Annotated in this window: 25 protein-coding genes and 2 pseudogenes; 13 read left to right on the forward strand and 14 right to left on the reverse strand. The window is 60.6% G+C overall.

What is annotated here, in order from left to right; translation table 11 throughout:
- Positions 1–12 precede the first annotated feature (12 nt).
- A complete protein-coding gene (locus NKH31_RS13095; protein ID WP_254862239.1) occupies positions 13–156 on the reverse strand; it encodes a DUF7557 family protein in 144 nt (47 codons plus the stop codon).
- A gap of 160 nt (positions 157–316) precedes the next feature.
- Here NKH31_RS13095 and NKH31_RS13100 point away from each other — a divergent pair, with 160 nt between their 5' ends.
- Together NKH31_RS13100 and NKH31_RS13105 are read left to right on the forward strand one after the other, a co-directional pair.
- Entirely contained in the window at positions 317–562 is a 246-nt protein-coding gene (locus tag NKH31_RS13100) for a hypothetical protein (RefSeq protein ID WP_254862240.1), read from the forward strand.
- Positions 563–727: 165 nt separating this feature from the next.
- A complete protein-coding gene (locus NKH31_RS13105) occupies positions 728–1,195 on the forward strand; it encodes an SPW repeat domain-containing protein (RefSeq protein ID WP_254862241.1) in 468 nt (155 codons plus the stop codon).
- A gap of 90 nt (positions 1,196–1,285) precedes the next feature.
- Here NKH31_RS13105 and NKH31_RS17715 read toward each other — a convergent pair whose 3' ends face one another.
- Positions 1,286–1,420, reverse strand: a complete 135-nt coding sequence (locus NKH31_RS17715; protein ID WP_256547891.1) for a hypothetical protein — start codon at positions 1,418–1,420, stop codon at positions 1,286–1,288.
- Positions 1,421–1,485: 65 nt separating this feature from the next.
- Here NKH31_RS17715 and NKH31_RS13110 point away from each other — a divergent pair, with 65 nt between their 5' ends.
- Positions 1,486–3,423, forward strand: coding sequence for an aldehyde ferredoxin oxidoreductase family protein (locus NKH31_RS13110; protein ID WP_254862242.1), 1,938 nt, complete (start codon positions 1,486–1,488; stop codon positions 3,421–3,423).
- Positions 3,424–3,472: 49 nt separating this feature from the next.
- Here NKH31_RS13110 and NKH31_RS13115 read toward each other — a convergent pair whose 3' ends face one another.
- Both NKH31_RS13115 and NKH31_RS13120 read right to left on the reverse strand, forming a co-directional pair.
- On the reverse strand, positions 3,473–3,751 hold the full coding sequence (locus NKH31_RS13115; RefSeq protein WP_254862243.1) for a MoaD-like domain-containing protein: 279 nt from the start codon (positions 3,749–3,751) through the stop codon (positions 3,473–3,475).
- A gap of 9 nt (positions 3,752–3,760) precedes the next feature.
- Entirely contained in the window at positions 3,761–4,039 is a 279-nt protein-coding gene (locus tag NKH31_RS13120) for a ubiquitin-like small modifier protein 1 (RefSeq protein ID WP_254862244.1), read from the reverse strand.
- Positions 4,040–4,665: 626 nt separating this feature from the next.
- Here NKH31_RS13120 and NKH31_RS13125 point away from each other — a divergent pair.
- Positions 4,666–5,100 (forward strand): hypothetical protein, encoded by a 435-nt coding sequence (locus NKH31_RS13125; RefSeq protein WP_254862245.1) that lies wholly within the window; start codon positions 4,666–4,668, stop codon positions 5,098–5,100.
- A 155-nt stretch (positions 5,101–5,255) separates the two neighbouring features.
- A complete protein-coding gene (locus NKH31_RS13130) occupies positions 5,256–5,429 on the forward strand; it encodes a hypothetical protein (RefSeq protein WP_254862246.1) in 174 nt (57 codons plus the stop codon).
- Positions 5,430–5,454: 25 nt separating this feature from the next.
- Here NKH31_RS13130 and NKH31_RS13135 read toward each other — a convergent pair whose 3' ends face one another.
- The 3 genes from NKH31_RS13135 to NKH31_RS13145 all read right to left on the reverse strand — a co-directional run bounded on the left by NKH31_RS13135 (position 5,455) and on the right by NKH31_RS13145 (position 7,893).
- Positions 5,455–6,111, reverse strand: a complete 657-nt coding sequence (locus NKH31_RS13135; RefSeq protein WP_254862247.1) for a phospholipase D family protein — start codon at positions 6,109–6,111, stop codon at positions 5,455–5,457.
- A 120-nt stretch (positions 6,112–6,231) separates the two neighbouring features.
- Positions 6,232–7,569, reverse strand: a complete 1,338-nt coding sequence (locus NKH31_RS13140; protein ID WP_254862248.1) for a cytochrome P450 — start codon at positions 7,567–7,569, stop codon at positions 6,232–6,234.
- Between the two features lie 78 nt (positions 7,570–7,647).
- Entirely contained in the window at positions 7,648–7,893 is a 246-nt protein-coding gene (locus NKH31_RS13145; protein WP_254862249.1) for a ribbon-helix-helix domain-containing protein, read from the reverse strand.
- Between the two features lie 225 nt (positions 7,894–8,118).
- On the opposite strand from NKH31_RS13145, the gene NKH31_RS13150 reads away from it, so the two are divergent.
- Both NKH31_RS13150 and NKH31_RS13155 read left to right on the forward strand, forming a co-directional pair.
- Entirely contained in the window at positions 8,119–8,604 is a 486-nt protein-coding gene (locus tag NKH31_RS13150) for a methyltransferase family protein (RefSeq protein ID WP_254862250.1), read from the forward strand.
- 199 nt (positions 8,605–8,803) lie between these two features.
- Positions 8,804–9,445, forward strand: coding sequence for a hypothetical protein (locus NKH31_RS13155; protein ID WP_254862251.1), 642 nt, complete (start codon positions 8,804–8,806; stop codon positions 9,443–9,445).
- 35 nt (positions 9,446–9,480) lie between these two features.
- On the opposite strand, the gene NKH31_RS13160 is transcribed toward NKH31_RS13155, so the two are convergent.
- From NKH31_RS13160 to NKH31_RS13180, 5 genes are all read right to left on the reverse strand, one after another.
- Entirely contained in the window at positions 9,481–10,281 is an 801-nt protein-coding gene (locus NKH31_RS13160) for a hypothetical protein (protein ID WP_254862252.1), read from the reverse strand.
- Between the two features lie 141 nt (positions 10,282–10,422).
- Positions 10,423–11,022 (reverse strand): nitroreductase family protein, encoded by a 600-nt coding sequence (locus tag NKH31_RS13165; RefSeq protein WP_254862253.1) that lies wholly within the window; start codon positions 11,020–11,022, stop codon positions 10,423–10,425.
- Positions 11,023–11,295: 273 nt separating this feature from the next.
- Positions 11,296–11,784, reverse strand: a complete 489-nt coding sequence (locus tag NKH31_RS13170) for a hypothetical protein (protein ID WP_254862254.1) — start codon at positions 11,782–11,784, stop codon at positions 11,296–11,298.
- A 28-nt stretch (positions 11,785–11,812) separates the two neighbouring features.
- Complete coding sequence (locus NKH31_RS13175; RefSeq protein WP_254862255.1) at positions 11,813–12,133, reverse strand: hypothetical protein; 321 nt, start codon at positions 12,131–12,133, stop codon at positions 11,813–11,815.
- 463 nt (positions 12,134–12,596) lie between these two features.
- Positions 12,597–13,298, reverse strand: a complete 702-nt coding sequence (locus NKH31_RS13180; RefSeq protein ID WP_254862256.1) for a methyltransferase family protein — start codon at positions 13,296–13,298, stop codon at positions 12,597–12,599.
- A gap of 491 nt (positions 13,299–13,789) precedes the next feature.
- Between NKH31_RS13180 and NKH31_RS13185 the strand changes: the two are divergent.
- Positions 13,790–13,962: pseudogene (locus NKH31_RS13185) on the forward strand (ATP-binding protein); the annotation flags it as partial.
- A 67-nt stretch (positions 13,963–14,029) separates the two neighbouring features.
- Here the strand turns inward: NKH31_RS13185 and NKH31_RS13190 are convergent.
- Positions 14,030–14,348, reverse strand: a pseudogene (locus NKH31_RS13190) (RPA12/RPB9/RPC11 RNA polymerase family protein).
- A 281-nt stretch (positions 14,349–14,629) separates the two neighbouring features.
- Here NKH31_RS13190 and NKH31_RS13195 point away from each other — a divergent pair.
- The 3 genes from NKH31_RS13195 to NKH31_RS13205 all read left to right on the forward strand — a co-directional run bounded on the left by NKH31_RS13195 (position 14,630) and on the right by NKH31_RS13205 (position 17,339).
- Positions 14,630–15,346 carry a DUF2270 domain-containing protein gene (locus tag NKH31_RS13195; protein WP_254862257.1) on the forward strand — a complete coding sequence of 239 codons (717 nt, stop codon included), beginning with the start codon at positions 14,630–14,632 and terminating at the stop codon, positions 15,344–15,346.
- 502 nt (positions 15,347–15,848) lie between these two features.
- The gene (locus NKH31_RS13200; protein WP_254862258.1) at positions 15,849–16,775 is read left to right on the forward strand and encodes a hypothetical protein; all 927 of its coding nucleotides are present in this window, start codon (positions 15,849–15,851) and stop codon (positions 16,773–16,775) included.
- Between the two features lie 96 nt (positions 16,776–16,871).
- Positions 16,872–17,339 carry a hypothetical protein gene (locus tag NKH31_RS13205; protein WP_254862259.1) on the forward strand — a complete coding sequence of 156 codons (468 nt, stop codon included), beginning with the start codon at positions 16,872–16,874 and terminating at the stop codon, positions 17,337–17,339.
- A gap of 12 nt (positions 17,340–17,351) precedes the next feature.
- On the opposite strand, the gene NKH31_RS13210 is transcribed toward NKH31_RS13205, so the two are convergent.
- Positions 17,352–17,510 carry a hypothetical protein gene (locus NKH31_RS13210; RefSeq protein WP_254862260.1) on the reverse strand — a complete coding sequence of 53 codons (159 nt, stop codon included), beginning with the start codon at positions 17,508–17,510 and terminating at the stop codon, positions 17,352–17,354.
- Positions 17,511–18,445: 935 nt separating this feature from the next.
- Between NKH31_RS13210 and NKH31_RS13215 the strand changes: the two genes are divergently transcribed.
- Positions 18,446–19,276 carry a DUF4352 domain-containing protein gene (locus NKH31_RS13215; protein WP_254862261.1) on the forward strand — a complete coding sequence of 277 codons (831 nt, stop codon included), beginning with the start codon at positions 18,446–18,448 and terminating at the stop codon, positions 19,274–19,276.
- A gap of 312 nt (positions 19,277–19,588) precedes the next feature.
- Positions 19,589–20,599, forward strand: coding sequence for a tyrosine-type recombinase/integrase (locus tag NKH31_RS13220; RefSeq protein WP_254862262.1), 1,011 nt, complete (start codon positions 19,589–19,591; stop codon positions 20,597–20,599).
- The last annotated feature ends 282 nt before the right edge of the window (positions 20,600–20,881 follow it).

The following is a 20,881-nucleotide window of genomic DNA, read 5'->3' on the forward strand; positions in this document are numbered from 1 at the left end:
CGGCGGATTCGGTTACACACCTTCGTGGAGGAACCGACCCTCCTGTTCGTAGATGGCGACGAGTTCCGTGATGAACTCCTCCATCGTCTCGTCCGCTTCGAGGTGGCTTTCGATCCGCGTGGCGAGTTCGTCGTCGAGTTCGATCGTTCGGCTCATCGAGGCTCACTAGCGCGCCCAGGCGAATAAACCTCGGCCCAACCGCGATGTGGTGGCTGACACTCACGATTGACAGAGGGTTCGAGAACGGATACTTTCACGAAACTATCTGGGAAAAGTACTTTAGCGGCGGGTCCCAACGCCTGATTACGATCAGGTAATGACGAGTGTAGATGGGCTTACCCACGCCGACATGATCCGGGCGGAACCCGTCGAGAGCGCGATGTACACGATCGTCCCGCTCGGCCTCGCGTTGGCTCAACTGGGAAACAGCGTGATAAACGACCTCTCGTTTCTGCTCTCGGTGCCGTTCGCACTCGTCCTCGTGGGGTATGCCGTGTTTTTGAATCAGTTCAATTTCGCCAGGTACCGTCGGGAGCGACTCGAACGGGCCATCGGCCCGTGAGTCGCCTCGCGACCGATCGGCGGTACGACGGCGGTTCACAGCTTCGGCCGGTGAAACTGACCGAAACGGCGAGATCCGCCGTCGGCTGACTGTTTTTAATACGGTGTTTCCGGCTGGTGCAAGCAACGCCGTTTTTGACGAAACCGATGAAGGTCCACCGGAAACATGAGCGATACACCAGCGGACACGCCGCCGAGCGGAGAACCGTCGACCGACCGCGATCCGGGACGAGAGACGGGTCGCGCTCGTGGGTTGAACACGGACGTGATGCAGTGGGTGAGCGCGCTTGCGGCCATCGTCGGGCTGTTGATCGTCGCGTCGCCGTTCGTCTACGAAGGCGTGACGGACACGGCCTACTGGAACAACACGCTGGTCGGGACCGGTATCTTCGTTCTGGCCGGCTACAACTTCTACCGGATGACGCGCGACCAGCTCGCGAGCGTCGCGGCGGCGTCGCTCGCCGTCCTGCTCGGGCTGTGGATCGTCGTCTCGCCGTTCGCGATCGACATGGGAAGCGACGCGCTCGCGACCAGTACGACGGTCGCGGGGATCGCCGTCGTGGCGCTCTCGGGGTACAACGCCTACGCCAACAGCCGGGCCGAGACCCCCGAACGTGCGGGCACACGAGCCTGAATATCGGCCCGGAGCCATCGAGCGACCTTCCGGTGTTCAACGGAGCGAGCCATCGTCCCGTCCTCTTCGGTCGATCGAGCTGCGGTGAGGCTATCGCCTGGCCAGGCCGAGTCCGTGGGCTACGTCGAGTCCGTCGGCTGGGTCGAGTCCGTGGGCTACGTCGATCCAGTGGCCAGGTCGGATCCGTTTCCGGGACCAGCCGAAGTAGGTGCGGTCCCGTCCCATGTAGTAACCAGTATCGGTTACATTATCGTGCCAACTTCTAACACACCACACGTTGTATCGAAACCATGACCGATATCGGCGGTTTTCACGACCGCGTCGCCAGGATCGACCTCTCAACGGGAGACGTCGCGTACGAGTCGATCGACGACGAAGACGCGAGAAAGTACCTCGGCGCTCGCGGGCTCGGCGTCAAATACGTCTTCGAGGCGGGTCCGGACGTCGATCCGCTCGGACCGGAGAACCCGCTCGTGTTCATGAACGGCGCGCTCACGGGGACGCAGGTGACGATGAGCGGGCGGATCGCCGTCTGCACGAAGTCCCCGTTGACGGGGACCGTCACCGACAGCCACCACGGCGGCTGGTCGGGAGCGCGCCTGAAGTGGGCCGGCTTCGACGGACTGTGCTTCGAGGGACAGGCCGACGACCCCGTCTACGCCTACGTCGAGGACGGCGACGTCGAGCTTCGCGACGCCTCCCACCTCTGGGGCGAGGGCTTTCACGACGCTCGCGACGCCCTCGAATCCGAGGTCGGTGGCACGTACGGCCAGGATCTGAGCGTGATGGGGATCGGCCCGGGCGCGGAGAACGAGGTCAGATTCGGCTGCATCGTCAACGAGGACGACCGGGCCTCGGGCCGGGGCGGCACCGGCTGCGTGATGGGCTCGAAGAACCTCAAGGCCGTCGTCGTGAAGGCGACGACCGACATGCCGGAACCCGCCGATCCGGCAACCTTCGAGGAGGGCCACGAGCAGGCGATGCAGGCGATTCTGGAGTCCGAGATCACCGGCCCGAACGAGGGCGGTCTCTCGGTGTACGGGACGAACGTTCTGATGAACATCACGGAGGAGATGGACGGTCTGCCGACGGCCAACGCCCGCTACACGAGCACCGAAGCGGCGAGCGAGGCGTACGGCGTCGACCTCGACGCCGAGCGCGTCTCAGGCGAAACCGTTCGGGGAGAGATCCTGGTCGACGAGCCGACCTGTCACTCCTGTCCCGTCGCCTGCAAGAAGGAAGTCGAGGTTAGCTATCGGCACAAGGGCGAGGAGATGAACGTCCGGATGGAGAGCTTCGAGTACGAACCCGCGTTCTCGCTTGGGCCGAACTCGATGAACGACGACAAGGAGTCGATCGCGGTGATGATCGACCGCTGTAACGACCTCACGATAGACGCCATCGAGACCGGGAACATGCTCGCGATGGCGATGGAGCTAACCGAGGCGGACGTACTCGGCGGTGACGACGAGTACGACGTCGACGGCATCGACTGGGGTGACGACGAGGCGATGATCGACGTCATCGAGCAGATCGGCCGCCGCGACGACGTCGGCGACCTGCTGGCGGAGGGAGCGAGCCGCGTCGCGGAGCGACTCGACGCGGGCGAGCACTCGCTCGCGGTCAAGGGCCAGACGATGCCGGCCTACGATCCACGCTGCATGAAGGGGATGGGAATCGCATACGCCACGTCGAACCGCGGCGCTTGCCACCTCCGGGCGTACACGCCGGCCGCGGAGATCCTCGGCGTTCCCGAAAAGGTGGATCCCTACGACTGGGAGGGAAAGGGCGAACTCACGGCGGCGTTTCAGGATCTCCACGCCGTCTCCGACAGCTTCGACATCTGCAAGTTCAACGCCTTCGCCGAGGGCATCGAAGAGTACGTCCTCCAGTACAACGGCATGACGGGCCTCGACGTTACCGAAGACGACCTGCTGAAAGCCGGCGAACGCATCTACACCCTCGAACGCTACTACAACAACCTCGCCGGCTTCGACGGTGCGGACGATTCCCTTCCAGCGCGCTTTCTGGAGGGTGGGACGCCCGGCCAGGGCGCCAGCGAGGGAGAGTACTGCGAACTAGAGGCGATGAAACGCGAGTACTACGACCACCGCGGCTGGGTCGATGGCGTCGTCCCGGACGAGAAACTCGCCGAACTGGAGATCGATGTCGGACCGGGAACCGGCGTCTCGAACGGCGGGTCGGGCGAAGCCGTCAGTGACGACTGAACGACAGTGAGTCTGGTTCGGTCGACGAACTGGACCGATCCGGTGGCGCTTATCCGCCCGCTCGCATCGCCTTCTGTGCGAAGGCCGCGACCAGGTCGTCGATAGTGTCGTCGGGGCCCTCGAAGGCGACGGTCACCTCGGTGACCCTGAGTGTCGGCCCGATTTCGACCGTCTCCGACTCGATCGTCGCCGTCCAGTAGGGACCACAGACGACGGCACCGTCCGGTCGCTCGTCCCCGCCCGCTATCACCTCGCCGCCGAGATTCTCGAGGTACCGAACCGCGAGCCGTTCGGAGATGCCGCGAAACGACCGTTCGAGGCGCGCCATCGAATCTCCTCACCCGCCCGCGACGGGCGGGAACACCGACACCTCGTCGCCGGACTCGAGTCGAGTCTCGACGTCCTCTTCGTGGACGACGTTGCGGCCGTTCTGGAGAACGTTCACCTGCGGCCTGACGCTCCCGTCTGCGAGTAATTGCCCGGAGAGTCCCTCGAACTCCGATTCGAGCGCCTCCAGGACGTCGCCGACGGTCGACTCCTCGTCGAATTCGCGAACGAGTTCCTTCGTCCCGACGGCTTCGCGATAGGTGGCGAAAAAGCGAAGCGTAAGTTCCATGCCACGGCGTACGGGCCGCGGGGCCTAAGTGGTATCGACGTGGCCGTTTTTCAGACGGCGTGACGACCGCGGGCCAGATCAGTTCTCGGGGATCAGTATGTCGTCGTCTTCGTTTTCGATCTCCGCCAACGCCTCGTCGACTTCTTCCTGCGTCGCTTCCAGGCCACCGGACGGGGCGTCGGATTCCTCGGCCATATCGGAGCCTCTCGTTCGAGCGCTAAAAGCGTGGGTATCGTTCAGACCGGCGAGATCAGTTCGTGAGCGGTAATTATTGGATTTTTGCTATTCAATCCGACCTTGATCGCCCGACCCGTCGGCGGTACGTCTGACGGTTACGTTCATTGACGGATACATGGGGTACGGTCGCCGCGTTCTCGACCAACTAGATGCTGCCAACCGCCTCACGTGGCGAACGGCTCCGTTTCGTGGGCGTGACTCACGCTCGGTTCGATTCGACGAGCAACCTCCTCCACCGGTGGGTATCGCCGAGTCACCGCCGAATTCGCTCGTCGCTGTAGCCGCGACGGACCGTACCGACTCCGCCCGATAGAAGCGATCGGACTCCGCACCCGGTGGGTGCAACGCAAACCCTGAAGCCCGCGATCGTGGGAGAGTAAATTCTGGACATGAGCGAATACGACTCCGATCGATCGGCGGGCGGAATCGAATCCGCCCGCTGCGATGCGTGCGCGCGATCGTTCGCCAACGGAACCTCGGTCCAACTGACCACACCACCCCCAGACACGGGGGACGAAACCTACGAATTGTGTACCGATTGCCACCACGGCCTCCGCTCGCCAGGATTGGCGATCGATCAGTCCACTCACGAGTCCGAAGGCGACTCGATCGGCGAGGGCTGGACGGCGACGCAGTACGGGGCAGTCATCCTCACGCTCGTCGCCTGGTACTTTCTGGTCACCGTCCCGTTTCGCTTCTCGTCCGGATTCGAGTTCGGCCTGCTCTTTTTCGGCGTCGTCCTCGCGATCTGGACCGCATCGGCCGTTTCCCGGCGGCTGGTCGGACTGAAGTGGTTTCGGGTTTGGTCGCTCGTCGGCCGGTGATCCCGGAACGTCGGGCCGATTACTACTGAAAATTAAAATAGCTAGTGGACACGTCTACCCATCGGATACATTTGCCGAAAAGCTACCGAGATTTGGCATTTTAGCGGGTAAAATACGATAAACTTTAGATTACGCACTTTCAATCGGGGTCCGAGATGCCGGACGGTGGGGAAGATACGCGGTTAATCGGGGTGTGTTCTGCGTGTGAGTCGATCCACACCTGCGTGTTGCTCTCCGACGGGACGATCCGACCGATCGGTTCCTACGAGTGTCCGTGCGGGTGTCGGGAATTCGAGGCGTTCGACGAGTCGACGGCCGAGGGCGAGTGAGCGCTCGATCGGTCGGTGTGGGTTGTTAGATAAACCGAAACAGCATACTGAGGACGAAAATCGAGAGCACGACCGGTAGCACTCTGAGCGCGACGTTTCGTAGCGGAAGCAATCGGGCCTTGTTCGACCAGTTGACGAACGAACTGCCCACCTGAACGGGACCGATCAGGTCACGCCGCCGTAACGGCGTCGAGGCGGCGACGAGGTCTCCACACCATTCGAGAGCGGGCTTCAGGTCGGGATGACCGGGTGACTCGCGCGTCAGCTCGAGCCCGAGCTCGACGTTGTACTCGAACGCCACTTGCGTAATATTCGCCGATCCGAGGTACATCGTCGGCTCCGGGCCGTCGCGAACGTACAGCTTCGCGTGGAGCCCGCGCGGTTGTTTGTACAGGCGCACCTGACCGTCCCGATCGAGGTTCCAGAGATCGTAGGCGATCCGCGCTGAGAACTGATCGGAGGCGGGTCCGACGACCACGACGAGTTCGTTCTCTGGCGACCGATCGAGAAACGAGACGACGTCGTCCCGAATCGTCCGATAGCCCTGGTAGGTGAAGTACCCGGAAACGATGTAGACCGTCCCGTCGCCCGCGAAGATATCCGACAGCGAGTCCTGTACCCGCCGACCGCCCGCGTCGGAGCCGAGCAGTTGAACGTTCGATTCGACCGTAGCAGCGCTCATTGGATCCCTATTTGCGGTACGTCTTATGAATCTCGTGACTCGTCGGTGGTTGGTGCCGGTCACGCGTACGATTCGGCCGAGGTGGTCGTCCGCTGGCCGCAGCCGTCGATTCCCACCGACTTAGTTCGCCCGACGCTCGTGGACCCGCATCAGGACGTCCTCCTTCGGGCGCGACGTGATCGTGGGGACGATATCGAGCGCTCGATTAGAGGCGAGCTCGAGGTGATACTCCCGGTAGATGGTCGCGAGCAGGAGTTTCGCCTCCACCATCGCGAACCGGTCGCCGACACAGCGGCGCGGACCGGCAGCGAACGGAAAGTACGCGAGCTGCGGGAGTTCGTCGGCTACCTCGTCACTCCAGCGATCCGGTCGGAACGCGAGCGGATCGTCGTACCACCGTCCGTCACGGTGGGTGACCCATTGGCTCAGAAACACCGTGGCGCCGGCCGGGATTCGGTAGCCACCGATCCTGTCGGGCGTCTTCGCCTCTCGAACGACGCCGGGAACCGGCGGGTACAGCCGCATCGATTCTTTGACGACTCGATCGACGAACGACCCGTTCGAGACGTCGTCCACCGTCGGGCGATCACGGTCGAGTTCGTCGACGAGCCGTCGCTCGATCTCGGGGTGCTGGGCGAGCAGGTACGTCGTGTAGGTGAGCGCCACCGCGGTCGTCTCGTGACCCGCCGTGAGGAGGGTGATCGCCTCGTCCCGGATCTGCTCGTCGGAGAGTGGATTCTCGTTCTCGTCGCGCGCGGCGAGTAGCATCGAGATCACGTCCGCGTCCCCCGGATCTGCCCGTTTCCGGCGAACGATATCGTCCACGACGTCGGCTAACGTCGCTCTGGCGCGCGCCATCCGTCGGCGGGCCGGGAGGGGGATCCCCTCGGGAAGCAACAGGTGCGAGAGGCTCGACGTCGCCGGCAGGAAGTCGTTGACCGCAGACTCGATGTCGTCGACATAAGGGTCGATATTCACGCCGAAAAGCGCCCGCGAGACGATCCGGAGGGTCAGCTCCATCATGTCGTCGTGAATCGAACGCGTCTCACCGTCGGTCCAGGCGCCGATCGTCCGCTCGGCTTCCTCGCACATCAACTCGGCGTAGACGTCGATTCGATCCGGGTGGAACGCGGGTTGAATGAGGTGTCGGTTTCGTCGCCACTCGTCTTCCTCGCTGTTTAAAATGCCATTTCCGGTAAGCGGCCTGAGCGACCGCTGAAACAGTTCGCCTTTGACGTAGTTATCGTTGTTGTGTACGAGGACGTGCGCGATCGCCTCCGGATCGGAGACCATGTAGTAGTGATCTCCGAGGCCGCTCCAGTGGACGATGTCGCCGTACTCGCGCGCCACGCGCTCTCTGAACTCCAGCCCGCCCAGAATCGACGCCGGCACCGCCCCGACGATCGGCAACCCGGACGGACCCGGGGGATAGTCGACGGTCGTGGGATCCGTAGTCATCACCGCTCGGTACGGACGCCCGACTTGTTAGCGTATGGTGTCGATCACGTCCGACACGAAGCCCACCGGTTTTCGACCCTACTCTGTTCGGTCGGACTGGGGCTCCCGGTCGTGACGCTCGATCACGGCGTCGATTCCGGCCCGGATAGCTTCACTCCGATTGGGATAGACGTCGGCCGTGACGAGCGACTCGATCGCTTCTAACTGCTCGTCCGTCGTCCGTACCGTCACGCGCTCTCGGGTTCGGCGAGGCTCCAGTCGGGAGTGGCGTCGGCCGTCCGCGTCGGGAGACGAGCCGTCCGTCACGGTGACTCCGGGTGCCACCGCATCGGTGAGATCACTCGATGCTCGCGAGACGGCCGGTCGCAATTTGGCCCCTCGTCGTCCATGGGTGTGAGAGGCGATTCGAGCGGAAAAGGGCTCCCGTAGCGGAGTGAAAGTAAACATCCGCCTCGGCGTTCGTGACCGTCACGACCGGGTGTCTGTCGATACGTCGCTCGTCGCGAGCGCCGTTGATAGCGTTATTTCGATCGCCGTGTGAGAATTCGTATGCGTGTTTCGAGTGCGTTCTTGAAAACGACTTGCTTTACGATACTCGTCCCGGGAACCGTCGCCGTCGGAATTCCACAGCTGCTGACGAGGTGGCGACCCTACCCGCGACTTCCGATCAGTGAGCGCACGGGACGGGTACTCGGCACGTTCTCTATCGTGGCGGGTGGCGTCGTGTACGTCCACACTGCGTTCCGATTCGGGTCGAAGGGTGGGACGCCCTCGCCGACGGACGAACCCGACGATCTCGTCACCGGCGGACTCTACGCACACTCGCGCAATCCGATGTACGTCGGGGTGGTACTCGTCATCGTCGGTCAGGCGCTTCGCCGCCGCTCGACGTCGATCCTCTGGTGGGCCGCCGGCGCGTGGATCGGCTTTCACAACCGCGTTATCGGGTACGAAGAACCCCACCTCGCCGAGAAACACGGCGACGCGTACGAGCAGTATCGCGAGCGGGTGCCGCGGTGGATTTCCCGCCCGTAGACGACGATCGATTCCAGGCCGTTGACACCACCGACCCGCACCAGGTCGGGTTCCAACCCGGCGTCGAGGTGCGCGACGAGCGACTCCTCGAGTCACTCCACGGTGGGCCGATTTTCGGAGTATCTCGGGAGTTTCGTCTCCCGTTCGTACACGGTGTCGGCATGGTGGTTTCATGGGTGCACACCATGAATTACCACGTATGACCGTCGATCCGTTCAACCGCGTCAAACACCACGCAGCCGTCGTCGTCGCGAGTCTCGTGCTGGCCGGGCTGCTATGGGTGGCCGGCTACTCGCTCTCTCGAATCATCGGCGCCGTTCCGTGGTTTTTACTTTTTCTGGTGTTGGTTATCGGTCCGGTGACGAAAATCTGGCCGCCAATCACCCGGTGGTACGGCGGGAACTTCCCGCTCAACTGGCGGTCGGAACTCGGAATCTGGTTTGTCCTCTGGTCGCTGGCTCACGTGCTCGTTGTGTTTAGGAACTTCGGGTGGGACATCGCCGGGTTCGTCGTGGGAATGAGCGCCTGGGCGTTCGCCGCCGTCGTCGGCGTTATTCTCGCCGTGATCCTGGCGATAACCTCGAATACCTGGGCGTACCAATTCATGGGGCCGAAAGCCTGGAAGTGGCACCAGAGCCACGGAACGTACGTCCTGTTCTGGCTTCTTTCGGTTCATATCTACGACCAGGTCTTCCTTCGAGGTGGCGCCCCCACGGACGATACGCTCCATCTTTTGTACGTAGCCTCGATCATCATCGTCGTTGCACTCCACGTCGGGGCCTTCGTCACGGTCGTCGTCCACTATCGAACGCACGGCGAGTATCCGAGTGGTATCCAGTAGTCTGACGGGCCGATCGATACGACGATGTACGACGGTTACTTGCTCGAACAGCTCACTTCCGTGTTCACACTCAGTTCGCCGCTGTGCCGCTCACTGCGTACGTCTGACTCGGCCGTCGACTCTCGTGTGCAAATGGTATCCCGATTCCACAGTACGGCGAGCACGCCGCCGAGATAGGTTCCGTTGATGATCGTGAGCGCCCCGACGGTCACGACTCGCTCAGAGTCCGGTAGGTCCGGTGTGGCGAACGGAAGGTCTACCGGCAGGTCGAACGCACCAGTGAGGATGACGAACACCATCGGCGAGAGGAACGCGATGGCGTAGGAAGTCCCTCGCGGCGCGCGTACCACGAGTCGGATACACCGGTAGGGCAGGTGGACGAGTTCGTACAGCCCGTACAGCATGATTGCGACCAGGAGGAGGCCGAGAACGACGCCGGTACCGCCGCTCGGTTCCGGAAACGCTTCGTAGTGGCCGATCAGGAAGACGGCGTTGACGGCCACGACCGCCACAACCCCGCTCACAGCGAACGAGTACGTCTCGTCGGTTCCGTTCACGATCGCGTTCGCCTTCTCCGCCGAATAGGGGCCGATACGCGTGAGCACCCAGCCGCCGAGGACGACGCCGGCCGGGACGGTCACGGGCGGATACACCATGAAGAACGGACGAACGAACCCGTACGTGAGATTCCACGCGTACGAGAACGCTTCGAAGACGGCCCAGATAGCGAGCATGATACCTGCGAATACAGCCAGAAAGACAACGAGCGCGCCGCTCCCACCGCCGTCTCCGGACGAGAGCCATCGATACGCCGCGTACTTGCCAAGGAGTCCCATATACGAACAGACGATATCGGGTGCGTTCGTTAGTTCTTGTGGCAGAACGGGACCCTGCGGATCGTCGCCGGGGCCGATCTTCGCGGACGGTCGAGTTCGTAGGACGATATGGGACGATACTGGCGGCGGACCGATGCGCTCTCAGCGGAACGCCGTCCCCCAGTCGCCGCCGTGGACGATGTCTTCTACGTCCCGTCGGTCGCGGGTGTCGGCCGAACTCTCGACCTCCTCGTCGCCGGGGTGGCCGACGACGATCGCTCCGATGGGGTCGTACTCCTCGGGAACGTCGAAAGCGTCGCGAAACGCCGGCCAGTCTTCGGTCGGGAGGCCGAAAAAGAGCGCGCCTAGATCTTCGACGATGGCCGCGTGGAGGACGTTCAGGGCAGCCATTCCCGTGTCGATGTACCAGTACGGCACCGGCCAGCGCGACTCGTCGCGGTCGGTCCACCCCTTGTCCGGCTCGGCGTACCGGTCGAGATAGTCGTCCTTGCAGGCGAGGGGGACGATCACGAGCGGTGCACGCCGGACCCGCTCGGGCTGGTCGTTGTGTGCGTTGGTCGCCCAGAAGCGCTCAAGTTCGTCAGGCGACTCCAGCGCGAGGAAGGCGAATCCCTGGCTGAACCCGGCCGACGGGCCCTGCAGGCCCGCGCTGACGATCCGTTCGACCGCGTCATCGTCGATGGGGTCGTCGCGGAAGGTACGCATCATGCGGCGGCGGTGGATGACATCGTAGTACTCCATGTGAGATCGGTTCACGACCGCCCACAATAGACGTGTAGGGTAGCTTTACGGGTGCGGGTGGTGAACGATCGCTTCTGTGTTTTTCCGTCTTCGGTCTCTCTGCGTCTGGACTATGGCGCTCCATCGTTGCCCGTGTCGACGGACACCGGATCTACCCGAATGAACGGCTCATCCGATTTACGCACCCGAGATACGACGCGGATGGTGACACGTCTTGTAAGATTCTAACGTTCCTGGCCTCTCACGGCGTTCGATCGTCACGAGATGGCCTACTCAATCGCTTTCGACTGTCGATCCGTAGATCGGTTTTCGAAGCCACGACGCACCCACGAACAGGACAATCGCAATGAACGTCAGAAACCATATCCAAACGTTCATTTCTAATAAAATAAAGTACGCTACGATCAAACCGGTGCTCGATCCGATCACGTACGTCGGTGAAATGCCGTACGCGTTTTTGTAGAATCGAACGAGGAGGACTGCAGAAACGATCCCGGCCATAATGTAGATGAAAAACGTCGAATCGCCCGCACTGGATCGCCCCTCAAACATCGGATCCGGTAGGAATATGCCGACACCACCGAACCAGAGCGCTCCGGCTAGCACGCCGAATACGTACGCCAAACCGTCGAGTCCCACGCTCCTTCGAATCGTGGCCGTCAGATCGGATTCATCTCGTGACCTCGATAACTCGCGTACGTCGTACTGTGGTTTTTCTTGCTTCGAACCTCCACGTGATTCTACTATCTCCTCGATCGCCACCGGCTCACGCTCTTCTGGTTCCGTATCGTTATTCCCCACGCTCTCCACCCCCGGTTTCTGGGGTCGTTGATTCTTCTCGCGCGAATCCGAGCGCACCATCTTCTAACTGCGTCAGTCTGGTCAGAATCAGCGTATCGGCGTGTCTGAAAAGGAGCATCACAACGAGATACGAGACGCCGATAGAGAGCAACGCCAGGAGAACCAGCCCGTCCGTTCCCGTCTCGGCTATCACGAATACCGCGATGATGTACGCCGCAATCTGGATAGCTACCACTTCGAAGAAGAATCGATTCGCTCTCTTTCTGTGTGCGTTCTTGATTTCGTGCGCTGACGTCGACTCGGTAGCCATGGGTGGACCTGTGAATGCGATGGCGAAATACCTCTCTGTCAACAATCGCGACAGTGGCCACAGAATTATTCGATGTGTCGATGCACACCGACACGAGCGTCATGTGCGTCCTCAATGGCTCGCTCCGACAAATGTGTAATCAGAACTCACGCTTCGTTCCCACTTTCGCGTAGTCACCGACCGAGTTGGGGACGAGTCTGTGTTTCTCGCCCGCATTCTCACGGCCACTCTCTGTCAGCGTTTGTGCCAGCTCGCTCAAATTATCGTACGAAAGTGAGCTACTTGCTCGAAAGCCGGGCTCACAACGTACGGACTTGCGGACGTACTCAGCACACTCGGGCGACCCGGGTCCTGAAGGCGAGCGACGGCCCGATCGTTTTTTGACTTACTCTCTGCGGCTCATCCCAATGCGATCTTCTAGTTCTCGGACGGTCTCTTCGACGTTCACAACCGTCGAACCGTGCTACTGCTCGTTCTCGGAGGTACGCCACTCAAATAGTGTAGATATGCTTTCCGTTCCCACGAACCGAGGGATCTGCCCGGCATATTTCTCATATTCTTCACCGTACCGTTCTTCGAGCCATGGCTCCTCGGCAAATGGAAGCGCGACCCACCACCCGAGATAAATCACCATTAGAATCGTTACTTGCGGGGCATTGGCGAGAAGCGCACACCCGACACACGCCATAATATATCCGACGTACTGGGGATTTCGGGAGTACCGATACCATCCGGTCGTTCGTAGGTCCCCGTCTAATCCCAGCGTTTCTTCAACCCCGAGATTGAAGCCGGCTGCAACCGCAATCCCAAACCCGACACCGGTTAGAACAACCCCGGGAAGTAAGAATTCCAGCGGTGCCACCCATTCCCCCGGATCAGCGACATAGGCAACGAGAATAGCGAGATTGAAGATCTGTGACCCGATCCAGTGAACGTAATAGTTCCAGTTACGTTCTCCAGGTGGCCAGTACGAGCCGATTCCAAGTGCGCTCGTAACGATCCCGATAAGAATGCTGGCGCCGACGACGGCGGCGATGATGAACGCCGCTGTTCCAATTGTACTCATCGTCGATTCACCGCCGAAGAGGGGTACGTTGAGAGCGTAATCGAAGTCCGTACGGAGAGTTCCATATCTCTTTGAGTGGTCAGTGTCACCCTTCCGCATTTTCACGGCTCTACTAGTGTTTTTATACGTACCTTCTACAACGAGGAGGTGTACTATATCTGAACGTTCGTCTCGGGTAGCCGAGCTGGAACCTCCATTCACCGCTGAAACCTCCGGGTGAGAAGGTGCGTACGAGGTCGACGGACACATTGATCTCGAGCCGCTGAGTGGTGTATCCACGCCGGATCGGGTGTGGCGTCACGCTGGTCGGACACGGCGACGCGCTGAACGGCCCTGACCGTGGCCTACTCGTACGGTTCGAGGTTCTTCCCCCTGCATCTCCCGGACGTCGGCGAGGGTGAGTCCGCAGCCACATGACTGGAGGATGTGGCCTATGGAGGTGATGGCGACGACCGGCGCCTCACAGAATATTGTATCATCTTCCTCCCTTCGGGGACTTCCCCACGGATACGAACCAGCCAGTGAGTCCTGAATTCACGACCAGTGTCCGAAACCACCGAGTCATTATCGAGATAATCATCACCCAGCGTATGACCGTTTGCGACCGAACCGACGATCTCGATGCATACAGGACCGCGTTTGAATCACCCGGTGTGCGTTCTTCGTCATCTACGGCCGACGCCGGGTCGGCAACACAGAACTGATCAGGGAGTTTTGCGCCGAACGGCCCCACATCTATTTCTTGCCAGCACAGGAGGCTGAAGCCGGGAGTTGAGTGTTTGATGTGCGGTCTGTGCATATGTACGCGGCGGGCTTCGCGAGCTGCGCCGTCAGGACTCACGCCACCCGTGGCCGCACTCGACGCAGGTGAACAGCCGAACCTCGTAGGAACCGCCCGGCTTCGGCAGCATCTCGTAGCAGGCCCGGTCGCTGTCGCAGCCCTCGGCCGGACGGGGCTCTTGCATCGTGTCGGCGGAGCCCTTGGGTCGCGTCGGCCACGGCGGGTGTCCCGTCGTCTCGCTGTCCATCCTGGGTCGCCATCGGCGCGTCCGCGTGCGAGTCCGGCGGCTCCTCGTTCTCACAGGAGCGACACATCCACGTGTCGTTCCGTGTGTCCATCATCGAACCACACTCGTCACAGAATTGCATATACCGGAGGAATACGCGATTGTCGGATTTATGCGTTAACTTCAGATCCGTCGTGGATTTCGGGCAACTGCTCGTGCTGACTGTTCTGAGCGAACCAGACCGTTCTGGTTCTCGATGGGCGACATTCACGCCCTGTATTCAGCACGCCTCTCTCAACACCGCGTTTAGCTGATAGAAGAGATGGCATAGGATCGCGCACGAACTGTTCGATGTTCTCCGGTACACGACCCTCAGATAATTCTATCATCCCCGCTTATGGAGCGAGGTGAAGTCTTTTCTCTATGGCCGATTCGAGTAGCGACGAATTCGACCCAACCGCGCGGGACCAGCGGGAGATCGGCCGCGAAATGGTCGACGAGAGCACGGGACTCGGCTCGGTGATGGCTCACGCCTATCGCGGAGAGATCGACCGTGTGGGAACGTGGCGCCAGCGCCTCGACGAGACGACGACGTGGGCGGTGACGCTGATGGCAGCGATCCTGACGTGGGCGTTTTCGAGTACCGACAACCCACACTATATCTTGCTGATCGGGATCGTCGTCGTCACCATCTTTCTGGGCATCGAAGCCCGGCGGTACCGGGACTACGACGTCTTTCGATCTCGTGCTCGAGTCATCCAGGAGAACCTGTTCGCAAACGCCCTCGATCCATCTCAGGGCACCGAAAGTCACGACTGGCGAGCGGAACTCAGCAAGGACTATCGCAGGCCCACGCTGAAAGTCTCGCTATCCGAAGCACTCGCAAACCGGCTCCGACGCGTGTACCTCGCGCTGCTCGGAATCCTAGTGGTCGCGTGGATCTTCAGGATTACAGCGTTCGCGCCGCGCGAGGCCTGGCTGACAACCGCTGGAATCGCCCGTCTCCCAGGCGTTACGGTGGTTGCCGTCGTGGCTGTGTTCTACCTCGTACTGCTGGCCGTCTCCTTCTGGCCCCGCGAGCGCCACGCCAAAGGTGAGTTCCGTGAAGGAGACCCGGAAGACTGGAAAGAGACAGAGTAGGGAATCCGTTCTCTGAATTGAGCGATCACCACGTTCGCAGGTCGAGCCGAAACCGTGTCACATTCGCGCGCCGTTTCTTGTACGGCAATACAAATATCAGCCGAAACTGGTAGGAATCCCAGTGGCCAGTACGCAAGCACATCGCCTGGTTTTTTATTATCGGCCCGAATATGGATTTCCACTCATACTCACCGCTCTATACGGAGCGCCAAGGACAGGGAAACTAATCGGAGTGAAGAATATTTCGGGCAGGGTTCTACCAGTCCGCGGTGCAATTATATAGACCGACTGAGATAATTGTGCCGTGAACGTAGACGTCGACCCGAGCGGCTGACTGGAAATCGATCCGTGGTGGGCGACGTACGCACAACTTCGATCGATCGCCCAACGTTCGGACAGCGCGAGAGCGGTCGACGTCGATCGATTGACTCGGTGCTGGGACGATCTCGATCCGTGGTCGCGCGAATACACCGACTCGTCTCCCGTGGAAATCGAGCCCGCCATGGGAGCGGTGATCGGCTCGAACTGGTTGGCAGATGGATGGACCGACCTCGACCCGTGGTGGGACGAATACGCCGATATTGGTCACGAAACGGCGATTGAGCTCGCGAACCTCCTCGAGCGATCCACTGACGAGTGGACGAACTCCAACGCACCCTTCGACACCGATCCGCTCGCTGCGAATTTGACGCAAACTCAACTGTCGCGAGGTCCGCTGCAACCGGGCAACGAGGTCGAGTGGTCGCGGTGGCTCGCGCAGTTGCTGTACCCATCGAAAGCCCTCGTATCAGAGTTGTTCGAAGTATCGGTCGAGACTCCGCCAAGCGAGGTTATCCGAGAGGATCGCTTATCGAAGCACGCGGGTGGATTTCGCCGTCCGGATATCCTGGTCTGTCACGCCGACCGTGGCATCTCGATCGAGGTCAAACTGGACGACGAGAACTATCGTAAGACTCCGGAGACGGCTGCACTCGTCGAGCAGCACTACGCCGATCGAGAGTGGCCTCACACGTTACTCCTCCCAAAGCGACAGACTGGCCGCCTCGAGTCGATCGTCGATCCCTCGCTCGAAACTGATTCCGACGGAAAACGGTCCCTCGATTGGGAGACACCCGGCCCGATCCGAGTGCTCGACTGGCAAGACGTGACTGCGGCCATCCGCTCGGTTCTCCGACAGGGCGCTGCCGTTGACGACCACTGGGCAGCAAACGCGTTCTTGTTCTGTGCGGTCGCTGAGCAGCACATTTCGGGCTTTCAGTCGGAACCGAGCGTGCGGCGGTTGGCAGAACCCCGTACCATCGTCGACGCGACCGTCTCAGTTGGGGTGGCAACCAGTCTGGCAGAACAACTAACGTACCTCCGTGAGTCTGTGGACGAAACTCCCTCCGAGACGCATCTCGCTGGCAGAACAACTAACGTACCTCCGTGAGAGGGTGGACGCAAAACGGACGAGTTTCTCACGGAAGGGCTCCGGAACGGCCGATACCTGAAAGCGATCCGGCTGATCGACCAGTTCGAGAAGGAGATGGAGGCGCCGTTACGCGAGTTCGGTCAGCGAATGGTCGACGAGCATCCCGATCTGTTTGGACCGAGCGTCGACCCTCACGTTCGGAGTCGTCGCGACTCTGGCAGCTCGCTCGCCCACCAGCGAATTAACTACCAGATGCACGGCGTCGAGGTGCCGGACGACGAGAACTCCCAGTACCTCAACGTCCACCTCTACTGGATGCCGCCGGCGGAGTACGCCCGAACCGATATCGACGGCGCACTGCGGGCGTTTGGCTATAAAATAACGAACGCCGATCCGACCGTCGACGACAGGGTAGTTCAACAGACCCGATCTTCGGACTGGCCGCTACGGACCTCGGACAATCCGTTCGATTCTAACACCGTCTTCTACAGACACGTCGACTCGGCCGCGGACATCGAGGAAACGGCAACCACGCTCGTCGAGCACTTCTCGGAGTTCGGGACGGCGTATGCGAGACGCTGAGTCGCCGCCGGACTACCCCTGCATCTCCTGGACGTCGGTAAGTGTGAGCCCACAGCCACAGGGACTGGCGGAATGTGAGTGTGGCCCGGTGGAGGTGATGGCGACGACCGGCGTCTCACAGAACGGACACCGCGGAAACGGGCAGTCTGCCAGGTCGGGTGTGTCCGTCATCTGTTGGTCCCTCGCAGGAAGTGCGCGACCGTGTGGGCGTCGAGCTCGCAGCCGCAGGGATCCGCGGTGTGCTGGTTCGGTCCGAGCGTTCTGATCGTGATTACGGGCTCCGTGCAACTCGGACACGGTGGGTAGTACTCGCGAGAGACGATGCCGTATCGATACGGGTCGGTCGGGCGGGCAATCTGGATGTAGAGCGGGTCTTCTGTGGGACCCGTGACTGTGTGGATGACTGCGGTATCGGTGGTGGAGTGTCTCGGATTGAGAGACTCGTGAGTAGTCGTGTAGTGGGGATACGCGGGCTGTGCGCGGGGTTTATGGTGGTCTGGTGTATAGCGTGTCATGGCTTTCGGTAAAACCCTGGGACGGGTTTCGGAAGCCACGTCTCGGGTGCTCCAACACCCGGGGCAATTCTGCCCACTCTGGCAAGCCAGAGCGAGTGGCTTCCACGTGGGTTGATGGACTACAGCGTATTATATCTGCTGGAAATTAGGATGGTTTTAGGAACGAAACTGTGGACCGTTTTCACGTTAGGAAATTGGATCGTGTTGTTCATTGTTCCAACTGGTACCGGGTTTAGCTCCGTACCACTTTGAAAGCCAAATGTTTGACTCATCTATTCATCTGTCAAAGCAGTGTGGAACGATCGTGTTTGAAATATGTGCAAAGCTGTGGTAGTGGGGTGTGGCATGACGGGGCAACAATCTGACAGGGGACGCACGCTACACGAGACCGAAGATGCTGGCTGTCCACCGTTGGCAACACGCCGTCGACAACGAGTCACAGCACTCCGTCGAATACGTCACCGGGCGACAGTCAATCGTCGAACGTTCCTGCTCGGTCTTGTTCCGGTCGTAACCGCTGGACTGGGCAGTTCCGTCTCCGCAACTGCCAGTGGTGGTACAATTGACGATCATGATTCAGAGGTGGAAGCGGTGGTAGGAGAGCTGATCGAAGGGGATGCCCTTCAGCTCGTCGTCGAGGACGTCTCGACGACCCGCGAACTCGACGAGTTTACCGAGGCCGACGCGGGTAATGAGTTTCTCGTCGTTCGATTGGCGTACAAAAACATCAGCGACGAGTTTCACTCGGTGAGCGGGTGGCTCAGCACCCGGGTTCGTGATGCTGAGGCCTACATCTACGATCAGAGTCTGTTCGGGACGGGAGAGTCCTTGAATGACGGCGAGATCGCGCCCGGAGAAGTCGAACGCGGTGACGTCGTCTACGAAGTCCCCGAGGATGCATCGGAATTCGTCCTCAAGTTCGACTTCGAGCGTGGCCTCTTCGAGGAGTTAGAACGAGCGACGATCGATCTCGAGGCGGAGAGCGACGACCCACACGTCCTCGAGCAAGAACTGGGAGTCGAGGTCTACGAAATCGGTGACAGCGTCGAACACGAGGGCACGACCGTGACGGTCAATGAAATCGCCACGGAGACCCAGCTTGACGACTTTACGGAGGCGGAAGACGGCTTCGAGTACCTCATCGTGGACATCACCGTTGGGAACGAAACTGGTGAAGAACACCGGGTTTCGACAATACTTCAGATGCAACTCAAAGACCAATCCGGACTGAGCTACGGCGAAGATTTCGGGGCATCGACCGCCCTCGACCGAGCATTCGATGAAGGTTCGCCGATCGCAGACGGAGACGAACGGCGCGGACAGATCACATACGAAATCGAGGACGGACTCGAACCGCTGTACTGGGTGTTCGAATTTGCGCTGTTCGCCGACGGTGACAAGACGTTCTGGCAGCTTCGATAATTTATTTTGGGGCCAATTTCTCTGCTGTGGGAATCGCTCATTTGGCAACCGAACGTACGCTACGGCGCGTAGAACGACTCTGTTATAAGCGATTTGCTACCGTCCCTTGGATCCGAATCAACCGGAAAACGAGTGGGCGCTGCAGGGAGAATGCGCTGCGCTGGAAGAATTGGTAATTCACCGAATCGGGAGACGGCGACGGGTTTGGCCGCAAACCGGCTGTTGGCCGCCTGGCGCTGTGTATCCAGTTCGTTAGAATTACGAGTGAGCGCATTCTTCTGTGGCGATCGTGCGGTTCGCAGATTCCAACCCATGAATCTCGAACCGATAGCACCGGAACTGGCAGTCGAACTGTTCATCGCAGACAAGGAAGCCGAGTACCGCTGGGCGACGCTCCAGTCCTATCAGTCGCGGCTGGGCTACTTCACCGAGTGGTGTGACGAGCGCGGGATCAACAACTGCAACGAGCTTAACGGCCGGTTGCTCCACGAATACCGCATTTGGCGCCGTAGCCAAGGCGAGTACTCCCCGGCGACCCAGAAGACCCACTTGGACAGCATCCGCGTCTTCATCCGCTGGCTCGGGACGGTCGACGGCGTGCATCCTGACCTACACCTGAAAGTCCGCTCGCCGAAGCTCACGCCCGACGAGAACTCCCGGTCGGTGACGCTCGAGAGCGAGGACGCCGAGGCGATGCTGGCCTACCTCGAACGCTACGAATACGCCTCGACCCAGCACGTCTCGCTCTCGCTCCTCTGGCACACGATGCTCCGACTCGGTGCGGTATACGCGCTCGACCTGGACGACTACGATCGCGAGGAGCGGTTCCTGTCGATCGTCCACCGACCGGACACCGGAACGCCGATCAAGAACGGCAGGAGCGGACAGCGGCTCGTCGCGCTTTCGGGGGAGATCTGTACGCTCCTCGACGACTACATCCTCGGCCGCCGGAAGGACGAGACGGACGAGCACGGCCGGAAGCCGCTGCTCACCAGCGTCCACGGTCGCATGTCGAAGAATACGATCCGCAGGTACTGCTACGACTACTCGCGACCCTGTATGACCGGGCAGGACTGTCCGCACGGACGCGAGCCGGACACGTGTGAGTTCGTTCCGGACGAAAAGTCCTCTAAGTGCCCCTCGAGCGTGAGCCCGCATCCATTCCGGCGGGGCGGGATCACGCACTACCTCGCGAACGACGTACCGGAGACGACCGTGAGCCAACGGGCGAACGTTAGCCCGGACGTGATCGAACAGCACTACGACCAACGGACCGCGAAGGAGAAGATGGAGCAGCGACGGCAGTACCTGGGGAACATCTAAAGCGCCCTTTGTGAGGAGAGACTTCCCGAGGCCACCTTCTGTCGATCAAATGGAGAGCTAATCTGAGAAGCTCAGTCCTGGAGCCGAGCAAACATCCGACCGGTCTCTTCGACTTCCTCGCGCAGGCTCATCCCGAGGCGGCATTCTAGTTCGGGGACGGTCTCATCGAGATTAATCACCGTGGGGCGATAATTGGCGGAGAAATAAATGCACCGGAATAGGTTATTTTCGTGAAGAATAAGCGCCATCCAAATGATAGGGTAGTGGTGTTTGTGCCTTAAA

The organism is Halovivax gelatinilyticus, assembly GCF_024300625.1.
Classification (GTDB): Archaea; Halobacteriota; Halobacteria; order Halobacteriales; family Natrialbaceae; genus Halovivax; species Halovivax gelatinilyticus.

Excerpts from the sequence above, each read along its gene's own strand:
- NKH31_RS13135 (WP_254862247.1), bottom strand. The coding sequence starts at position 6,111 with ATGAGCGCTGCTACGGTCGAATCGAACGTTCAACTGCTCGGCTCCGAC.
- NKH31_RS13110 (WP_254862242.1), top strand. The coding sequence starts at position 1,486 with ATGACCGATATCGGCGGTTTTCACGACCGCGTCGCCAGGATCGACCTC.
- NKH31_RS13200 (WP_254862258.1), top strand. The coding sequence starts at position 15,849 with ATGGGAGCGGTGATCGGCTCGAACTGGTTGGCAGATGGATGGACCGAC.
- NKH31_RS13205 (WP_254862259.1), top strand. The coding sequence starts at position 16,872 with ATGGAGGCGCCGTTACGCGAGTTCGGTCAGCGAATGGTCGACGAGCAT.
- NKH31_RS13095 (WP_254862239.1), bottom strand. The coding sequence starts at position 156 with ATGAGCCGAACGATCGAACTCGACGACGAACTCGCCACGCGGATCGAA.
- NKH31_RS13175 (WP_254862255.1), bottom strand. The coding sequence starts at position 12,133 with ATGGCTACCGAGTCGACGTCAGCGCACGAAATCAAGAACGCACACAGA.
- NKH31_RS13125 (WP_254862245.1), top strand. The coding sequence starts at position 4,666 with ATGAGCGAATACGACTCCGATCGATCGGCGGGCGGAATCGAATCCGCC.
- NKH31_RS13140 (WP_254862248.1), bottom strand. The coding sequence starts at position 7,569 with ATGACTACGGATCCCACGACCGTCGACTATCCCCCGGGTCCGTCCGGG.
- NKH31_RS17715 (WP_256547891.1), bottom strand. The coding sequence starts at position 1,420 with ATGGGACGGGACCGCACCTACTTCGGCTGGTCCCGGAAACGGATCCGA.
- NKH31_RS13160 (WP_254862252.1), bottom strand. The coding sequence starts at position 10,281 with ATGGGACTCCTTGGCAAGTACGCGGCGTATCGATGGCTCTCGTCCGGA.
- NKH31_RS13210 (WP_254862260.1), bottom strand. The coding sequence starts at position 17,510 with ATGACGGACACACCCGACCTGGCAGACTGCCCGTTTCCGCGGTGTCCG.
- NKH31_RS13180 (WP_254862256.1), bottom strand. The coding sequence starts at position 13,298 with ATGCGGAAGGGTGACACTGACCACTCAAAGAGATATGGAACTCTCCGT.
- NKH31_RS13100 (WP_254862240.1), top strand. The coding sequence starts at position 317 with ATGACGAGTGTAGATGGGCTTACCCACGCCGACATGATCCGGGCGGAA.
- NKH31_RS13220 (WP_254862262.1), top strand. The coding sequence starts at position 19,589 with ATGAATCTCGAACCGATAGCACCGGAACTGGCAGTCGAACTGTTCATC.
- NKH31_RS13130 (WP_254862246.1), top strand. The coding sequence starts at position 5,256 with ATGCCGGACGGTGGGGAAGATACGCGGTTAATCGGGGTGTGTTCTGCG.
- NKH31_RS13120 (WP_254862244.1), bottom strand. The coding sequence starts at position 4,039 with ATGGAACTTACGCTTCGCTTTTTCGCCACCTATCGCGAAGCCGTCGGG.
- NKH31_RS13195 (WP_254862257.1), top strand. The coding sequence starts at position 14,630 with ATGGCCGATTCGAGTAGCGACGAATTCGACCCAACCGCGCGGGACCAG.
- NKH31_RS13155 (WP_254862251.1), top strand. The coding sequence starts at position 8,804 with ATGACCGTCGATCCGTTCAACCGCGTCAAACACCACGCAGCCGTCGTC.
- NKH31_RS13105 (WP_254862241.1), top strand. The coding sequence starts at position 728 with ATGAGCGATACACCAGCGGACACGCCGCCGAGCGGAGAACCGTCGACC.
- NKH31_RS13150 (WP_254862250.1), top strand. The coding sequence starts at position 8,119 with ATGCGTGTTTCGAGTGCGTTCTTGAAAACGACTTGCTTTACGATACTC.
- NKH31_RS13115 (WP_254862243.1), bottom strand. The coding sequence starts at position 3,751 with ATGGCGCGCCTCGAACGGTCGTTTCGCGGCATCTCCGAACGGCTCGCG.
- NKH31_RS13165 (WP_254862253.1), bottom strand. The coding sequence starts at position 11,022 with ATGGAGTACTACGATGTCATCCACCGCCGCCGCATGATGCGTACCTTC.